The organism is Roseibium algicola, from assembly GCF_001999245.1.
In the GTDB taxonomy this organism is placed as follows: Bacteria; Pseudomonadota; Alphaproteobacteria; order Rhizobiales; family Stappiaceae; genus Roseibium; species Roseibium algicola.
Map to the genome: position 1 here is coordinate 5,890,954 of NZ_CP019630.1, position 17,706 is coordinate 5,908,659.

Annotated in this window: 18 protein-coding genes; 9 read left to right on the plus strand and 9 right to left on the minus strand. The window is 56.1% G+C overall.

Annotated features, from left to right (window positions below):
• Positions 1-82: 82 nt before the first annotated feature.
• The 3 genes from B0E33_RS27275 to B0E33_RS27285 all read left to right on the plus strand — a co-directional run bounded on the left by B0E33_RS27275 (position 83) and on the right by B0E33_RS27285 (position 3,484).
• The gene (locus B0E33_RS27275) at positions 83-1,117 is read left to right on the plus strand and encodes a cysteine synthase A (protein WP_062488848.1); all 1,035 of its coding nucleotides are present in this window, start codon (positions 83-85) and stop codon (positions 1,115-1,117) included.
• A gap of 24 nt (positions 1,118-1,141) precedes the next feature.
• Positions 1,142-2,656: a cardiolipin synthase gene (gene cls / locus B0E33_RS27280; protein WP_077292954.1), complete on the plus strand. Its 1,515-nt coding sequence runs from the start codon at positions 1,142-1,144 to the stop codon at positions 2,654-2,656.
• Positions 2,657-2,839: 183 nt separating this feature from the next.
• Complete coding sequence (locus B0E33_RS27285; protein ID WP_077292955.1) at positions 2,840-3,484, plus strand: LysE family translocator; 645 nt, start codon at positions 2,840-2,842, stop codon at positions 3,482-3,484.
• A gap of 53 nt (positions 3,485-3,537) precedes the next feature.
• On the opposite strand, the gene B0E33_RS31180 is transcribed toward B0E33_RS27285, so the two are convergent.
• Positions 3,538-4,116, minus strand: coding sequence for an AraC family transcriptional regulator (locus tag B0E33_RS31180; protein WP_167579605.1), 579 nt, complete (start codon positions 4,114-4,116; stop codon positions 3,538-3,540).
• Between the two features lie 575 nt (positions 4,117-4,691).
• On the opposite strand from B0E33_RS31180, the gene B0E33_RS27295 reads away from it, so the two are divergent.
• The 4 genes from B0E33_RS27295 to sseA all read left to right on the plus strand — a co-directional run bounded on the left by B0E33_RS27295 (position 4,692) and on the right by sseA (position 7,330).
• Positions 4,692-5,117, plus strand: coding sequence for a hypothetical protein (locus B0E33_RS27295; RefSeq protein WP_139314165.1), 426 nt, complete (start codon positions 4,692-4,694; stop codon positions 5,115-5,117).
• A gap of 145 nt (positions 5,118-5,262) precedes the next feature.
• Entirely contained in the window at positions 5,263-5,979 is a 717-nt protein-coding gene (locus B0E33_RS27300; protein ID WP_077293733.1) for an alanyl-tRNA editing protein, read from the plus strand.
• A gap of 22 nt (positions 5,980-6,001) precedes the next feature.
• Entirely contained in the window at positions 6,002-6,475 is a 474-nt protein-coding gene (locus tag B0E33_RS27305) for a GFA family protein (protein WP_077292957.1), read from the plus strand.
• A 9-nt stretch (positions 6,476-6,484) separates the two neighbouring features.
• Positions 6,485-7,330 carry a 3-mercaptopyruvate sulfurtransferase gene (gene sseA / locus B0E33_RS27310; protein ID WP_077292958.1) on the plus strand — a complete coding sequence of 282 codons (846 nt, stop codon included), beginning with the start codon at positions 6,485-6,487 and terminating at the stop codon, positions 7,328-7,330.
• A 20-nt stretch (positions 7,331-7,350) separates the two neighbouring features.
• Here sseA and B0E33_RS27315 read toward each other — a convergent pair whose 3' ends face one another.
• Together B0E33_RS27315 and B0E33_RS27320 are read right to left on the minus strand one after the other, a co-directional pair.
• Positions 7,351-8,691 (minus strand): globin-coupled sensor protein, encoded by a 1,341-nt coding sequence (locus tag B0E33_RS27315; protein ID WP_022998811.1) that lies wholly within the window; start codon positions 8,689-8,691, stop codon positions 7,351-7,353.
• Positions 8,692-8,957: 266 nt separating this feature from the next.
• Positions 8,958-9,767 (minus strand): HD domain-containing protein, encoded by an 810-nt coding sequence (locus B0E33_RS27320; protein ID WP_077292959.1) that lies wholly within the window; start codon positions 9,765-9,767, stop codon positions 8,958-8,960.
• 73 nt (positions 9,768-9,840) lie between these two features.
• Between B0E33_RS27320 and B0E33_RS27325 the strand changes: the two genes are divergently transcribed.
• A complete protein-coding gene (locus B0E33_RS27325) occupies positions 9,841-10,473 on the plus strand; it encodes a TetR/AcrR family transcriptional regulator (protein WP_077292960.1) in 633 nt (210 codons plus the stop codon).
• On the opposite strand, the gene B0E33_RS27330 is transcribed toward B0E33_RS27325, so the two are convergent.
• From B0E33_RS27330 to B0E33_RS27350, 5 genes are all read right to left on the minus strand, one after another.
• Complete coding sequence (locus tag B0E33_RS27330; protein ID WP_077292961.1) at positions 10,456-11,160, minus strand: TIGR02117 family protein; 705 nt, start codon at positions 11,158-11,160, stop codon at positions 10,456-10,458. The two genes, B0E33_RS27325 and B0E33_RS27330, sit on opposite strands and share 18 nt — an antisense overlap.
• A gap of 17 nt (positions 11,161-11,177) precedes the next feature.
• Positions 11,178-11,981, minus strand: coding sequence for an amino acid ABC transporter ATP-binding protein (locus tag B0E33_RS27335; RefSeq protein WP_022998815.1), 804 nt, complete (start codon positions 11,979-11,981; stop codon positions 11,178-11,180).
• Positions 11,982-12,050: 69 nt separating this feature from the next.
• On the minus strand, positions 12,051-13,202 hold the full coding sequence (locus B0E33_RS27340) for an amino acid ABC transporter permease (RefSeq protein WP_031268584.1): 1,152 nt from the start codon (positions 13,200-13,202) through the stop codon (positions 12,051-12,053).
• Between the two features lie 10 nt (positions 13,203-13,212).
• Positions 13,213-14,418 (minus strand): amino acid ABC transporter permease, encoded by a 1,206-nt coding sequence (locus B0E33_RS27345; protein ID WP_206051478.1) that lies wholly within the window; start codon positions 14,416-14,418, stop codon positions 13,213-13,215.
• Positions 14,419-14,655: 237 nt separating this feature from the next.
• On the minus strand, positions 14,656-15,675 hold the full coding sequence (locus tag B0E33_RS27350; RefSeq protein ID WP_031268586.1) for an amino acid ABC transporter substrate-binding protein: 1,020 nt from the start codon (positions 15,673-15,675) through the stop codon (positions 14,656-14,658).
• Between the two features lie 470 nt (positions 15,676-16,145).
• Between B0E33_RS27350 and metC the strand changes: the two genes are divergently transcribed.
• Positions 16,146-17,324, plus strand: coding sequence for a cystathionine beta-lyase (gene metC, locus B0E33_RS27355; protein WP_077292963.1), 1,179 nt, complete (start codon positions 16,146-16,148; stop codon positions 17,322-17,324).
• Positions 17,325-17,352: 28 nt separating this feature from the next.
• On the opposite strand, the gene B0E33_RS27360 is transcribed toward metC, so the two are convergent.
• Positions 17,353-17,667 (minus strand): lipid-A-disaccharide synthase N-terminal domain-containing protein, encoded by a 315-nt coding sequence (locus B0E33_RS27360; protein ID WP_022998819.1) that lies wholly within the window; start codon positions 17,665-17,667, stop codon positions 17,353-17,355.
• Positions 17,668-17,706: the final 39 nt, after the last annotated feature.

Genomic DNA, 17,706 nt, shown 5'->3' on the forward strand with positions numbered 1-17,706 from the left:
TTCAGACCTTTAGCGTCCGGGGCTTATCAGATTTCATCTGGCCGGTCAGCGCCACCGGACCAGATCAGCCGGGAAAGAATAAATGTCTGTGTCCGCTTCTGTTGTCGATGCGATCGGTAACACGCCCCTCATCCGTCTGAAAGCTCTGTCCGAGGAAACGGGTTGCGAAATTCTCGGCAAGGCCGAGTTCATGAACCCCGGTCAATCCGTCAAGGACCGCCCTGCCCGGCAGATGATTCTTGAAGCCGAAGCCCGCGGTGATCTCAAGCCCGGTGGTGTGATTGTCGAAGGCACAGCCGGAAACACCGGTATCGGACTGGCGCTGGTAGCCAGTGCGCGCGGTTACCGGACCGTGATCGTTATCCCGGAAACGCAAAGCCAGGAAAAGAAGGACATGTTGCGCCTGTGTGGTGCTGAACTTGTCGAAGTTCCGGCCAAGCCTTTTTCCGACCCCAACAATTACCAGCACGTCGCCCGCCGTCTTGCAGAAGAGATGGCACGGACTGAACCTAATGGCGTTATCTTTGCCGATCAGTGGAACAACCTCGACAACCGCAAGGCTCATTTCGTAACCACAGGTCCTGAAATCATGGCCCAAACGGGTGGCCGTGTTGACGGTTTCATCTGTGCGGTCGGTTCCGGCGGCACGCTGGCTGGCGTTTCAACCTATCTTCAGGAGAACAAACCGGGTGTCGTCATCGGCTGCGCCGACCCGCGTGGCGCTGCGATGCAATCGCTGTTCACCACCGGCAAGGCTGTCGCCTCCGAAGGTGGATCGGTTTCCGAAGGCATCGGCCTTGGCCGCAGTACCGCGATTGTCGGCGATCTTAAAATCGATCACGCCTACACAATTCCGGACGAAGAAGCCTTGCCGTTGGTGTTCGATCTCGCAGAAAAGGAAGGGCTACTGCTGGGTGGCTCGACCGCTATCAACCTGGCCGGCGCCCGGCGCCTCGCACGCGAGCTTGGGCCAGGCAAGACGATCGTCACGATCCTGTGCGACCACGGCACCCGCTACCAGTCCAAACTCTACAATCCGGACTTCCTCAGATCAAAAAATTTGCCGGTTCCGGAGTGGCTGGAGCGAAAAGTCACGATCCAGCCGCCCTTCGCCTGATCGATTGACACCGGGGGGCATTACATGAGTTCAGCGGATCAAGCATTGGCGCAAGGCGGTGACGCGGCCGAAGCGGTGATCCGCGATGCCGTCACAGATGCCGGCGTTCTGGATGTCATGGCAAACAATCTCGGACTGGTCGCGGCATTTGTCGCGATCATGTACGTGACGGCAGGCATCTGCGCCGTTCGTGAGGTGATGAATTCAAGAACTTCCCAGGGGTCTGTCGCATGGCTGCTGTCCCTGTTTTTTCTGCCTTATCTCACGGTGCCGCTCTATTTCGTTTTCGGCTGGCGATCGTTTTCCGACTACGAGAAGATTCAAGCGACCCTTGGCCGGGCAGAACGGGCAAGGCGTGCAGACGAACTTGGCCTGACCGATCACGAGGAAACCAGAGACTGGCCGGTTCTTTCCCGCGTTGCCGGGGTTCCCTTCATGGCCGGTAACAAGGCAGACCTTCTCATCGATGGTGATGCGACGTTCACAGCCATCAAGAATGAAATCGCAAAGGCCAGAAACGTCATATTCTTCCAGTTCTTCGCAATCCATGACGACGAACTGGGACGTGACATGGCTGACGCCCTGATCGCCCGTGCCAAGGATGGCATAACGGTTTATTTCCTCTACGACGATGTCGGCAGCCATTCTCTGTCAAAAGACTATCTGACCCGCTTGAAGAGCGCCGGTGTCAAGGTTTGCGGTTTCAACGAAAACCACAAGTTCCTGCGACTGCTTGGACCGATGCGTCTCAACTATCGCAATCATCGCAAACTGGTCGTGATCGACTACCGCGTCACATTTGTCGGCGGCCACAATGTTGCGGACCAGTATGTCGGCCGGGACAACTGGTTTGGCCACTGGCGCGACACCCATGTCCGTGTCGAAGGGCCTGCTGCCGTTGCTTGCGCACTCTCCTTTGTCGAAGACTGGCTCTGGGCGAGCGGTGAGCGTATCGAACTGCCTCAGGTTGGCGAAATACCGATGCCTGGTGACGAAGCCGTTCTGGTGATGCCGACAGGGCCAGCAGACAAGCTGGAAGAATGCGCACTGGCATTTGTCGAAACGGCAGCCCGGGCACGAAAGAGGCTATGGATCACCACACCGTACCTGGTGCCGTCTCTCGACATTCAGACAGCACTTTGCTCGGCAGCAATGCGCGGTGTGGACGTACGCGTTCTGATGCCGGAAAAACGTGATCATTGGACTGTCTGGCTCGCAAGCCACGCCTATGAAGACACCCTCGTGCAGCGCGGGGTGAAGGTTTACCGCTATATCGACGGTTTTCTGCACCAGAAGGTTACACTGATGGACGACGAACTCGTTTCCATCGGCACGGTCAACTTCGACAACAGATCATTCCAGATCAATTTTGAACTGACCCTCTGGTTCACCCATCCGCGCATGATCGACAATGTCGAAAGCATGCTGGAAACCGATTTCCAGAACTCCCGCCTGACCTGGCCGGACGCGTTCCAGTCCCGCAGTTATGTTTTTCGTGTCCTGGCTCAAGGCGCCCGGTTGCTGTCTCCTATTCTTTGATCAGTGTTCGGGACATATTCAGTCCCTGACTGCGCGGCCATGCAGAGCGCCTCGTGCAGCTTGAAGGCAAAATCCAGCATCTGTTTTCTGAAACCGATGGAAGAGTGCCCCCTTCCGGACTGGTGCCGTCGAGGCGAATGATCTAAACCTCTATCAGACCAACTTCTCCGGCATCTGCAAACCATGGCTTACATACCCGACTACGCGACCCTGCTTGCCTTTACGGCCGCAGCACTGGTGCTGACCGTTACGCCAGGACCAGACATGACACTGTTCATGAGCAAGACGCTGACACAAGGCCGACGCGCCGGGCTTGCTGCTGTGTTTGGGGCAACCTGTGGTCTGGTCCTGCACACCGTGCTTGCTGCGATCGGTGTTTCCGCCCTTCTTTCAGCATCGGCACTTGCATTTACAGTTCTGAAGATTGTCGGCGCCGCCTATCTGATTTATCTCGCAGTTCAAGCCGTCAGGAACGGGTCCAGCCTTGCGCTGGAAGCAGCCTCCGTGAAGAAGCAACCTATTCACCGGGTCTGGCTACAGGCGCTTGGGATCAACATCCTCAATCCCAAGATCGTCTTGTTCTTCGTGACCTTCCTGCCTCAGTTTGTCAGCGCGGCGGATCCGAACGCGACAGGAAAACTGATGTTCCTCGGGTTTTACTTCGTCGTTCTGGGAATGCCCATCTGCGCTGCGATGGTTCTGGGAGCCAGTGCGTTTGCCCGTTTCCTGAAGTCCTCGCCGAAATTCATGCGTGCCTTCGACTGGGCTTTTGCGGGCATCATGGGCACCTTCGCCCTAAAGCTTCTGGTGGCCAAGGCAAACAGCTGAACCGGTTCCTTTGGCTGCCGGTGACCCGTGGTGACTGAGCGTCCAAAACCAGTCTAGCGTGCCAGCAGCTCTCTCAGGCCGGCGGGGGTAACTTGGGCCATCTTGCGAAAGTCCCGGCTCATATGGTGGCGGTCCGAATAGGACGCCTGGTAGGCAATCTCATCGAGACAGCAGTCGCCCGACGCCATCATACGCGTCGCCTTTCGCAAACGGACGAAACGAGCGAGCCTGGCGTAGCCCAAACCCGCCTCCGATAGTCGCCGGGAAAGACTTCTCGGCGATAAACCGAGTCCCGCCGCTGTTGACGACAAGCCAGGATGCTCCCCCACTGAAAGTTCGAGAACGCCGACGACCCGCGCAAGAAGTCGGTTCGTACCCGGCCCCTGCGGCCTGTTCAGCAGGTGATGAAAAGACAGGCTTGAAGCAGAAGACATCATTCTGATTTCGGATTTGAACCCGGAAGTTTCTTCTGCAGGAATAATCAGGATATCGCTGTCGAAGTCCAAGTTGCCGTCGACGAAATTGCCAAACCGATAGATCGGCCGGGAAGCACTGCCGCGGCTAACCGCCCAGATGTCCTGAATGTGTATCCCTGCGCTTTCAAGCGTTCCGGTCACGACACCGGCCAGCATTGCCGGTCCGAATGGTTTCTGGTTCGCGGGACGTACTTTGTAGGGAGACAGGACCAGTGAATTGCGCTGGACGGAGGAAATAAAATCCTTTCCTTGACCGTTCTCGTGAAACCGAAAGGACGCCTGCAGTGCCAGGACACCCGACCATCTGTTCACCAGGTCAGGCATGCTCGGCGCACTCGTCAGGAGATGACTGATCACATCGAAACCGGCTGGGCGACCTAGAGCACGCGCCAGATTGAAAACCGCTCCGCATCCTCGTGAAGCGTAGAGCATTCCGATACGGGACAGCGGATCCCTCGCCTCAGCGCCATGCAAAACGGAATTCCCATAAATTGCGGGAAACCGTGCCTCGGCCTGCTTCGCAAAATGCCTCAACCACCAGTTCCAATACGCCGAATAGGCTTCTCCGAGCGGCTCGTTGACACGCACGTTCTCCGCACCGTGTTGCGGCTCAATGGAAATTTTGGCGTCGATATTCACAGGTCTTCTTTCGACCGTGCTGCAGGATGAAGTGTGCCCTGGAACGAAACCAAGGGTTTAGCGCAAATGCAAGCATCGAAATCGAGGGGAACATGCGCAACTTGAAATCTCAGCTACGACTTCTTGCACTGACGTCGCTGGCAACACTGACGGGCAGCTTTTACGCACTGGCTGATCCGGCCAACCTGACGGCAGACGAGATCAACGACATGATGTCGGGAAACTCCATCCATGGTTTCTTTCCCGACGGCGTGACGGAGTACAAGCAGAACAACCACGCCGACGGCTTCGCCGTTGTCGTGGTCAAGGGCGACAAGATCCGGAACATTCCGTGGGAAGCCGTCGAAATTAACGGGACTGGTCAATATTGCGAAGACTGGAGCGGCGATGGCTGGGGCAAACTCTGTTTCACGGTGACGCGCGAAAACCCCGCCAAGCCGATCTTCACAAATGCAAAAGGCAAGGCAAATGCACAGAACTGGTCTGAAGGTTTTGTGGATCTGAATTTCGCCGACTGAACTTGGTCCACATCATTGTTATCGCCCGCGGTCCGGCCGGATTGCGGGCGTTTGTTTTTCATGACCCCAGTTTCCTGCAAATAGGGCCTTGCACCGCATGCTGTTCGTTGGTCAATTCGACGCTATTCGTTTCAGGGAGTTCCGGATGACCACGCCTTTGTTTCGCGACGATGCCTACCTCAGAACATGTGAAGCCGAAGTGACCGGCATCAACGAGCGTGGCGGCATCGTGCTTGATAGAACGGTTTTTTACGCGACCGGTGGCGGTCAACCGGGCGACAGCGGCACATTGGAGCTGGAAGACGGCACGAAGATCGAGATTGCCACCACGGTCTATGATGACGACAAGAAAACCATCGTCCATGTTCCTTCAGAAGGACAAAACCTGCCTGCCGCCGGCACAAAAGTGACCGCCCATCTGGACTGGGCAAGACGGTACCGGTTGATGCGCATGCACACGGCCTTGCATCTATTGTCCGTGGCCCTGCCCTTTCCCGTTACAGGTGGTCAAATAGGGGATCCCGAAGGACGGCTTGATTTCGATATGGGCGAAGAAACAATCGACCGGGATGCGCTTCTGGAGAAGCTCAATGCGCTGGCTTCTGGTGATCATGAAGTAACCACGCAATGGATCACGGACGAAGAACTCGATGCCAACCCGGGTCTGGTCAAGACCATGTCCGTCAAGCCGCCACGCGGGTCTGGCAGGGTAAGACTGGTCAGGATCGGCGACGATATGGACTTGCAGCCTTGCGGCGGTACGCATGTAACGAGAACCTCTGAAATCGGCCTGCTTGAACTCGGCAAGATCGAAAAGAAGGGCAAGCAGAACAGGCGCGTGCGGATCCGCCTGACCGACTGACAAGCAAACGGGGGAAGTTGAAATGAAACTGTCAGGTGGCTGCCGGTGTGGAGCTGTTTCCTTCGAAGTGGAAAGCAGAACCCCCTACCCCTACATGCGCTGTTACTGTTCCATCTGCCGTAAGACAGGTGGCAGCGGCGGTTATGCAGTCAATCTGATGGGAGACGCCGGCAGCCTTGAGGTATCGGGTGCGGAGACGAAGTCGGTCTACAACGCTGTCATTGATGGAAAGACCAGTCCTGCGGAACGTCATTTCTGCAAGGCTTGCGGATCTCACCTGTGGCTTTGGGATCCGCGTTGGCCTGAACTGGTGCATCCACATGCGGGAGCGGTCGATAGCCCCTTGCCAACACCGCCGGAGATTGTCCATATCATGCTGGCGTTCAAGCCTGACTGGATCGAGGTGCCGAGCGGTCCCGGACACGTTCATTTCCAGAACTATCCGGACCTCTCCATCGAGGACTGGCACAAGTCCAAAGGCTTGCTGGAGACCTAAGGAGCCGTAATGACCGACCATCCCCTCGTATCGACCCAATGGCTGGACGATCATCTCTCCTCGCCTGATCTGATTGTCATCAATGCCTGGATGCCGCCGGTCACGCATCCAGATGCTCCGCCTGTCTATCCGAACGCGCACATTCCGGGTGCCGTCTTCTTTGACGTCAACGAGGTCTGTGACAAGACCAGCGATCTGCCTCACATGCTGCCAGCTCCACATGTGTTTTCCTCAACCATGAGGAAAATGGGGATAGGCGACGGTCAGACACTGGTGGTCTACGATGATTTTGGTTTCTACTCCGCGCCACGCGTCTGGTGGACGCTGCGCAGCATGGGCGCGGAACGAGTTTATGTTCTGGATGGTGGTTTTCCGAAGTGGCGGGCAGAAGGCCGTGCCTTTGACGACGATACGCCCCGCAGAGTTCAAAGCCACTTCTCGTCCCGTTTGAACCATGGCGCCGTTGCCGACCTCGACCAAATCCGCTCCACAATCGCAAATGGTTCACGGCAAATACTGGATGCAAGGTCTGCCGAACGATTTGCCGGAGAAGCACCAGAGCCGCGTGCCGGACTGAAGTCGGGTCACATGCCGACCGCGCTCAACCTGCCCTTCACCCAACTCATCGCGGAAGACGGCACATTCTTGCAGAAGGAAGACCTGGCAAAGGCTTTTCAGGATGCTGGAGTGGATCTCGACAAGCCCGTCACGACCTCTTGCGGCTCCGGTGTCACAGCGGCGATCCTGACCCTTGGCCTTACCGTGCTCGGTGCTCGGGATCTTTCGCTTTACGACGGGTCCTGGTCGGAATGGGGAAGCCGGGACGACACGGACGTCGTCACCGGCCCAGCTTGAGAGATCAAATAGCGCCTTGATCAGGTGCCAGTCTTCAAGGTTTCAAAGAAATCCCGGATCTCATCCGAGATCGAACTGGTGCTTGAAGACATTCTGCTGGACGCAGCCAACAGACTGTCGGCCGCCTGATCGGTTGCGGTGATTGCCTGTTCGACACCGCCAATGTTCTCATCGAGGGTCTGCGTTCCCGAAGCAACCGTCTGGATGCTGTGGGAAATTTCCTGCGTTGCAGCACCCTGCTCTTCAATCGCCGCTGCAATTGATGACGTCATTTCGTCAAGTTGCTTGACCACTTCGGAAATCGACTGGATGGAGGCCACGGCATTGTCCGTCGAACTCTGGATTTCGGTGACTTGCTGGCTGATTTCCTCGGTGGCCTTCGCAGTCTGTTCTGCGAGGGTTTTCACTTCGCTTGCGACCACCGCAAAGCCTTTGCCGGCATCACCGGCGCGGGCGGCCTCGATCGTTGCGTTCAGAGCCAGCAAATTGGTTTGTTCGGCAATCGCCTGAATGAGACCGATCACATCCCCAATTTTCTGGGCTGCACCTGCCAGGCTCGCCACCTGAAGACTTGATTGTTCTGTGCCGCCTGCCGCCTGGCTGGCAATACGGGATGCACCGGAGATCTGCTTCGAAATTTCCTGGATCGAACTGGAGAGCTCTTCCGTTGCAGAGGCTACGGTCTGGACGCTGACGCTGGAGTCTTTTGAAACATGACCGGCGTTCTCAACCTGGCTTCTCGCGGTCTGCGATACACTCGTCAAATGCTCGGCTTCACCCGCAACGCTGCGAGCACCGGCCTCAACGTCGGCCAGCGGTTGCTTGACGCTGCTCTGGAACTTTTCGATAGCCTTGTTCAACCGTTCCGTCTGCGCTGCGCGCTCCAGAAGAAGTTCTTCTTCGTAGGTTGATATGGCAAGGTCCATGTCAAGGAAGACGGCCGCCGTGACATCGTTCAACAAGACGGCAAGGTTTTGAAAAGACCGTCTGTATTTACGGGTCAGATGGGCATGCAGATGGCGCAGGACATAAAGATACCCGGCAATGTACCAACGCGGTTCCAGCCCGATGCGGCAATGCACATGACCGATCTGGTTGATGCTCTGCTGGTAGCTCTGGTCGAAGCCCGACGTGAACAGCTTCTTCCAATGGCCCTTTTGAGCTGAAACAAGTCGGGGCTGATGCGAGCCGACGAGTGCAGCCAGATTTGGCTGGGTGTTGATGTGAACGTAAAAACCCGCCAGCACATCGTCCAACACGGGCTCGATTACCGGCCAGAGCTTTCTGAGATTTTCGATTGTGGAATGATCAATTTGGGCGAATTTCAAACGGGATTGGAAGTCGTATTCCTGATCGCTCATGGCAGGTCACCTTGATAAAAACTGACCCTACGTGACCCGACAATTCTAAATAAACCATAAATTGTATTTTTACGTACGACATAGTGACAATGGCGCGTTGAGCCACAACGAAAACGAAATAGGAATAATTACCAATCCCCCGGTTTTTGGCCGTTTTTTAGGCAATAAAAACGCGACATCCGATTCTTTCCGATGGGAGTGGCGAACACAACCTGAAAACGAAGGTAGCGATACTTTGGTCGTATTCCGGTTGTCCAACACAAGGCTCACTCTCCCGGCTGGGGTCTTGCCTTCAACCCATCCGGTTTCTTGCGTGAAGGCTCCAGACTGATCAGAAAGTCGGCACGTGTGCCGGCAAGATGATGGCCTGGCCAGATCTCCAGAGCATCGTTCAGTTTCCCTTTCGGGTATCGAGCGAAGATGTCCTTGCGAACGTTCTGCGCGATCCTGCGCTGCCCCATTCCGAACACGTCACACATTGCTCCTCGCGAAATAAGATGTGCTTCTGCACCATATCTTCTGGCAGACACATACCCGTTAAGGTGCAGTCCGATGGCATCGGCAATCCGATGTACCTTTGCCCGGTCATGTCCCTGGCCGACAAGGTGGTGCTGGCAGCGTTCCGCGCCATGGACCACGAAACAGCAATCCCGCGGCTCGCTGGTCCGGCCTGACGCCAGGCCTACGTCATGCAATATGGCTGCACAGAAGAGGATTTCCTTGTCTACAGTGAGCTTACGATAGCCACCTAACAACAGGCCAAAGTAATAGGTGCGCCAACTGTGCCGCATCAGGTCCAAATTCTGGACTTCGTCGGCAAAGTCCAACGCATCCCGGACCAATGCGGTCTCCGGTGGCTGCAGTCCTTCAAGGTCTGCACCGAAGGTGTTGATCAGGCCCAGCTTTCCTCTGAAAGCGTCCAGCGCTTCAAGCATCCCCATACGGCCAAGATTTGTAAGCACCTTCAGCTTTTCAGTTCTTGTCAGTCGCCCATTGCCAAACTGACCAGACCTTCGTCCCCAAGCCACCGTTCCCATGTCTGCAGTGTTTTCCGGCATCTCCCAAAACGTCTCCATTGATTGCTCCATTTTTATGTACCGTATCGCATAAAAATAGACATGTCGATATTTATGTGCGAATTGGTATAAAATGAAAGCCGAAAGCAAACGCGGCCGTCCGCGCAAATTCGACGAAGACATCACGCTCGACCGCATCATGCTGGTGTTCTGGCAGCACGGCTATGCTGCTACCAGTCTCGACCAGATAGCAGAAGCAACCGGCCTGAACAGACCCAGCCTCTACGCTGCATTCGGCAGCAAGAAAGACATGTATCTGAAGGTGATTTCAAGGTTCGCGGACCAGATGCAGGCCCACCTGAAGGCGGCAGGACAGACAAAAGCAGGGCTGAAACCCCGGCTCAAGGCCATCATGACAGCTGCTATCGATCTTTATTGCGGCAGGTCGACATTTGGTGATGCGGCCTATGGTTGCCTGGCCATCTCCACACTGACGACTGAAGCTGCTGATGATCCTGACTTCAGATCAATGCTGGCGCATGTCGTTGAGCGAATGGATCGAGGGTTCGCCGGTCTGATTTACGCGGAGATGAAAGACTCGGTTCCGGAAGCAAGCGTCCAGTTCGCCGCCCAGCATCTGTCTTTGATGCTGCACGGTCTTTCGGTTCGCGCCCGCGCTGGGGAATCTCGCGATATCCTGGTGGAACTGGCAGAGGCTGCTGTTGACCGGCTTGTACCGGACCCTGCTTCAGCGCCCGTTATGTAGATCCAGCGACCAGTCAAGCGTCAGAGGCAGCGGCGTCCACATGCCGGTCTTCACCCCTGCCCGCCTCAACATGTCGGCCGTCCACGTGTTGCAGCCCATCATCGCGTTGAAGCCGCCAACTGCCGGAAAGAAAATGTCGTGTGCGTCGTACGCCACGCCGGGAATTGCCGTCGGAGGCGCTGTGCCATCTGACTGGAAACTGGTCCTGATATCATTGACCAGTTCCTCAAATTCCATCTGGCTCAGTTCAACTACGCGGACGCTTTCCTGTTCAAGCGGAATATCGCCGGTGCGACGGACATGCATGACCGAGGCATCCCAGGTCAACGCGTCTATTACCGGACCCGGTTTCAAATCGCCCCACGTTGGCGTTTCGATATAGAAGGACCGCCCACCCCAGCCGAAAGCAATCCAGAAAACACCCGGATAATCCAGCTCCAGCCCGCCATCCGATACGAATCCGAACGCCTCCAGCACGTCCGGATCGGCCGGGAGAGCGATATCAGTATGGATGGGATTGTTGAGTATCAGAATACGCCGTTTCTCTGCGAAACTTTGCGCAACTTCCATAACCGGGTTGGAATCGAACAAAGGCCTCGGAACGAGTGCTCCGAGGCCCAGTGCTACAACAGCAGTGAAGACAACAAGGCAAATTCCAATCAGGAACCTGCGCAGCAGTTTCATCATCCGCAGTCTTTAGCCGATCAGTGGTGCAGGATCTGGCTCAGGAAAAGCTTGGTACGTTCATGCTGCGGATTGGTGAAGAACTCTTCCGGCTCGTTCTGCTCCACGATCTGCCCCGCATCCATGAAGATAACGCGGTTTGCAACCTTGCGGGCAAAGCCCATTTCGTGAGTGACGCACAGCATGGTCATGCCTTCTTCGGCAAGTCCGACCATCACGTCCAGAACTTCCTTGATCATTTCCGGGTCGAGTGCCGAGGTCGGCTCATCGAACAGCATGATTTTCGGGTTCATGCACAAAGACCGTGCAATAGCAACGCGCTGCTGCTGACCACCGGACAGCTGCCCCGGATATTTGTTGGCCTGCTCCGGGATCTTGACGCGCTCGAGATAGTGCATCGCGATGTCTTCGGCTTCCTTCTTGGGCATCTTGCGAACCCAGATTGGAGCCAGAGTGCAGTTTTCCAGAATCGTCAGATGCGGGAACAGGTTGAAGTGCTGGAAGCACATGCCGACTTCGCGGCGAATTTCGTCGATCTTTTTCAGATCGTCCGTCAACTCGATGCCATCCACAAGGATCTGTCCAGCCTGATGTTCTTCCAGACGGTTGATACAACGGATCATCGTGGATTTGCCGGAACCTGACGGTCCGCAGATAACGATACGTTCTCCGCGCATGACCTTCAGGTTGATGTCGCGCAGAACGTGGAAATCCCCGTACCACTTGTTCATGTTCTTGATTTCAATAGCCACGTCCGTATCGGAGATGGTCATTCTGGAACGGTCGGCTGCGAGTTCCTCGTCGCGTACAGCGTTTTCAGACATAGTTTTTAACTCCAAGAGTGTCCTGTGGCCGGGGCGCTGCGGTTCATCGCGCGCCCCGGAAGCGGTTTGCTAGCGTTTGTGTCCTGTATGAAGCTTCTTCTCCATGAAGATGGAGTAGCGCGACATGCCGAAGCAGAAGGTCCAGAACACCACTGCAGCGAACAGGTAACCCGTGTGACCGGTGCTGGGCGTCGACCATGTCGGATCCGTGAAGGACGACTGGATCTGGCCGAGAAGGTCGAACATGCCGACGATCAGAACCAGAGTCGTATCCTTGAACAATCCGATGAAGGTGTTGACGATCCCGGGGATCACGAGCTTCAGAGCCTGCGGCAAAATGATGAGATACATCATCGGCCAGAACCGGAGCCCGAGCGCCATGGCACCTTCATATTGCCCCTTCGGAATGGCCTGCAGGCCACCACGGACCACTTCTGCCATATAGGCGGCAGAGAACAGGGTCACGCCGATCAGAACGCGCAGCAGCTTGTCGAAGGTCACGCCTTCCGGCAGGAACAACGGCAGCATCACCGACGACATGAACAGAACCGTGATCAGCGGAACACCGCGCCAGAACTCAATGAAGATAACCGAGACAAGCTTGATGATCGGCATTCTTGATCGACGTCCAAGCGCCAGCGCGATACCTAGCGGTAGCGAGGCCACAATACCCGTGACCGCGATGACAAGCGTAACAAGCAAACCGCCCCAAACCGCTGTTTCAACGATCGGCAGGATTACCGCATCTCCGATGACCAGGCCGGTCAGCAGGAAGTATGCGATGATCGGGAAGACGACCAGAAACAGGATTGCGTTGATTTTCTTGAACGGCGCGCTGGGGATTGCCAGCGGCACGAGCAACACCGCGAACAGGAAATAGACGATGTTCACCCGCCAGATTTCCTCGGTCGGATACCGGCCATAGATGAACTGCGGGAAGTATGCTTCCACGTAAGCCCAGCAGGCACCGCTATGGCCGCCGTCCTGCGGCAGACACGCTTCACGATTGTCGCCGCTCCAGACAGCATCGATAAATGCGAACTGGATCAAAGGCGCGATAAGTGAGTAGGCGATCAGAATGCCGATTACAGTCAGAACGGTGTTGCCGATGGACGAAAACAGGTTCTGACGCATCCAGCCGATGACGCCGGTGGTCGAGATCGGCGCCGGCAGTCGCGGCGCCTCCTCGGTTCTGATTTGGAACATATCAGTGTTAGCCATTTTGCGCTCCTTACCGTTCCACGAGCGCCATGCGCTGGTTGTACCAGTTCATGAAGGCCGATGTGATGAGGCTGAGCGACAGATAGACAACCATCCAGATACCGATGATTTCAATCGCCTGGCCGGTCTGGTTGAGCACCGTTCCACCCATCGAGACGAGGTCCGGATAGGCAATGGCAACTGCCAGTGAAGAATTCTTGGTAAGGTTCAGGTACTGACTCGTCAGCGGCGGAATGATCACGCGCATCGCCTGGGGAATGACCACCAGTCTCAACGTCGGTCCGTTCCTCAAACCTAGTGCATGCGCAGCTTCGGTCTGACCATGGCTCACCGCCTGAATACCAGCACGTACGATCTCTGCGATGAACGATGCGGTATAGATTGCCAGGGCTGCGGTAAGAGCCAGGAATTCAGGAATAATATTGAGCCCGACATTGAGTTCGAACCCCTGACGCAGGATTGGCCCGGTTTCGACGAAGTTCGGATGTTCAAGGGTGATCGGCATTCCGGTTGCAAAGTACGTCAGCAAAGGCAGGCCAAAAATAAATCCGACCCCCGTCAGGAATGACGGGAACGGTTGCCCTGTGGCCTCCTGACGCTTGCGCGCCCAACGTGCCACGAGGAACGCTGCTGCTATCCCGATCAGGAACGCATAGCCGATCCATTCCGATCCGGTCCCCATGATGGGTTTGGGAAGCCGAAGACCGCCAATGTTCAGGTGGAATGTGTCGAACAACGACCATTTTTCACGCTTGCCGGGGATCGATCGCAGCACCGCGAAGTACCAGAAAAAGATCTGCAGCAGCAGCGGGATATTTCGGACCAGCTCGACGTAGCAATACGCCAGACGGCTGATGACCCAGTTGTTCGACAAGCGGGCGATACCGATGATGAACCCAAAGATCGTGGCGAAGAAGATACCTACGCCCGCCACAAGCAGAGTGTTCAGGAAGCCGACATAGATCGCTCTTCCGTAACTTGATGTCTCAGAGTAGGAAACCAGTGACTGGTTGGTTCCAAACCCGGCTGTATTTTCTAGAAAGCTCCAACCGGAGGCGATGTTCTGCCTCTCCAGGTTGGCTATCGTGTTCGAAACGATGACATATCCCAAAGTCACCAGCGCGACGACCAGCAGCAGCTGGTAAAAGATGCCGCGCGCTTTGGGATCGTTCAACAGCGAAGCACGCGCCGGCGCCCCCGCCGAGTCCTGCTCCATTACTGACATAGAACCTCGCCCAAGTTTTCACGAAAGAGCCCGGCACGCAGCCTCTCCTCAATCGTGTCTGACCTGCTTCCCTGGCCGAACTTCGTCGGCACTCCCCTATCGACGGAAGCAGTCTGTTCCCCCACGCGGTTGCCGGGTATGTTGTCCGGTTTTTATTGCGTGGAATTTATTGAGGGTTCCGGCAGAACAACCGCCGGAACCCCTTCAATCCTCAATCAAAGAAGAGGATTAGCGGACCGGCGGTGCGTACATGAAGCCGCCGTCGTTCCACAGAGCGTTTACGCCACGGGAGATGCCGAGCGGAGTGTCCGGACCAACGTTGGCGTTGAAGGACTCTTCGTAGTTACCGACGTTTTTGATGATCGCATAGGCCCAGTCGTTCGGCAGGCCGATAGCTTCACCAAATGCGCCCTCAACGCCCAGAAGACGCTTGATGGACGGGTTGTCGGAAGACTTCATCTCGTCAACGTTTTCAGAGGTCACGCCGAGCTCTTCTGCGTTGAGCATCGCGTTCAGCGTCCACTTTGCAATGTTGAACCACTCATCGTCGCCCTGACGGACAACCGGACCCAGAGGCTCCTTGGAGATGATTTCCGGCAGGACCATGTGGTCGCCCGGGTTGGTCAGCTTCAGGCGCTGTGCGTACAGGCCGGATGCGTCAGTGGTGTAAACGTCGCAACGGCCGGCGTCGTATGCAGCCACAACTTCGTCGGCCTTTTCGAAGGCGACGATTTCGTACGGCATGTTGTTGGCGCGGAAGTAGTCGGCAACGTTAAGCTCAGTGGTCGTACCGGTGTTGGTGCAGACCGAAGCGCCGGACAGTTCCAGTGCGGAAGTCACGCCCAAGTCCTTGCGAACCATGAAGCCCTGACCGTCATAGTAGTTCACACCAGCAAAGTTCAGACCCAGCTGAGTGTCGCGGGACATGGTCCAGGTGGTGTTACGGGACAGAACATCAACTTCGCCGGACTGAAGCGCGGTGAAACGCTCTTTTGCGGACAGCGGAGTGTATTTCACAGCGGACGCATCGCCGAACACTGCTGCAGCCATAGCGCGGCAGTAGTCAACGTCGATACCGGTCCAGTTCCCCTGAGCATCCGGGTTCGAGAAACCCGGCAGACCCTGGCTCACGCCACACTGAATGAAGCCCTTTGCCTTGACGTCTTCCAGCGTCGTTGCACCAGCAGCCGTCGTCGCGGCGACTCCCATAGCAGCGCCGATTACGAGCGGAAGGAATTTATTGGACATGGATATGCAGCCTTTATTTGTTACCCATACTTTTATTATGCCGGGTTTGTTCGAAAGACATCTTCTCCGTCTCTTGTAACCGGACGGATGCCAGCCTTGACGGCTGCTTCCTCCAGATATCTTTCGTCCCACCCAACGGTTCCATACGATGGCATTTAGCTGTTCGGGTCAAGTACTTGCTGCAGATATCTCGTCAAATTTCTCGAGCTATCCGCCATTTGCCATCAGGTTGGATGCACAAACAGCGAACATGTCTAAATCGAATTCATTCAATGCCTAAAAAGGGTTCAATGCATTTAGCGGAGACCTTGCGAAGGTTAACGCTAATCGAAAAATTCTCCACACAAAGACCCGCGCACAACACGTGAAATGGCGGTTGCGACCATGACGCGAATGACTAAAGTGAGCGCTCGGCGCTCGGCAGTTCAATGTCGCGCCGCCTCTCGCAAAACACACACCCAAGAGCCTTCATGTCTTCCACCAATTCCAAGCCGCCGTTGAGGCAGGATACCAAACTGGCGCATGCTGGGCGTGACCCGCTTGCATTTCACGGTTTCGTCAATCCGCCTGTCGTGCATGCTTCGACTGTTCTCTACCCCGACACCAAAACCATGGTGACGGGTGCCCAGACCTATTCCTACGCCCGCAGGGGCAACCCGACCACGGACTCCCTTGAAGGTGCCATGAAGGAGATCGAAGGGGCAGCCGGGGTCAAGATCGCGAATTCGGGTTTGAATGCCATTGCATTGGCCATCCTGTCCTGCGTGAAATCCGGTGACCACATCCTGATTGTCGATACGGCTTACGGACCGACCCGCCATTTCGCCGACACTGTTCTGCCAGGCATCGGGGTTTCCGTGACCTTCTACGATCCGAAGATCGGCGCCGATATCAAGTCACTGTTCCAGGAAAACACGACAGCCGTGTTCACCGAAGCACCCGGCTCCCTCACCTTCGAGATGCAGGATGTTCCGGCGATTGCCGCCGAGGCCCGTGCCATCGGCGCGACCGTTCTGATGGACAATACCTGGGCGAGCCCGATTTACTGCCAGCCACTGTCCATGGGGGTCGATCTGTCGATCCAGGCGGGCACCAAATATCTTGTCGGACACTCCGACGCTATGCTCGGTACGGTCGCTGCCAGCGAACGCGCCTGGGAAAAACTGGATGCGTTCTGCGGTGCCATGGGGTGTCACGTCGCGCCGGATGACATCTACCTCGGCCTGCGGGGTCTCAGAACTTTGTCCGTGCGCCTTGAACGGCACCAGCGCAACACGCTAGCCGTTCTTGGGTGGCTGAAGGACCAGCCCAACATCGATCGCATCCGCTATCCAGGCCTTGAATCGGATCCTGGTCATGCTCTCTGGAAACGAGATTTTTCGGGAGCCTCAGGCCTGTGCGCCTTCGACTTCAGTGAAAGCACGACACAGGAACAGGCCTACGCCTTCCTGGATGCGCTCACGCTTTATGGTCTCGGGTATTCGTGGGGTGGTTTTGAAAGCCTTGCCATTCCGGTTCGCCTCAAGGGCAGCCGCACAGCAACCCCGGTAAACCTGGATCGCCAGTCGGTTCGCCTCCACATCGGCCTGGAAGACCCGGAAGATCTGATTGCCGATCTGGATCAGGCACTGGCGAAGGCATTCGGCTGACAGACTGTCGAGCGAACGGCGGAACGGCTCAAATCGTAGGGTCGTTCCGCTTTTCCTTGAAAATCAGCCACAGGTTCCGGAAATAGATTAGCAGACCCAGTCCCTGACCGGCGATGAAGACCGGATCCTGTCGTTGAATGGCATAGATCAGCAGCAGCGACCCACCCGCAACGGAAAAGAACCAGAAAGCGACCGGCACGATTGAGCGGCCAACGCGCTCGGATGCGATCCATTGAATGACGAAGCGCATCATGAACATGGCCTGGGCGAAGAAACCCAGAATGATCCAGAAGTCCAATTGCGCGATGAAAACCGCATGGATCCATTCGTATAGAGCGCTCATGTCTCAGGTCCAGTCAGTGTTTTTGAAAGGTCGGCGGGC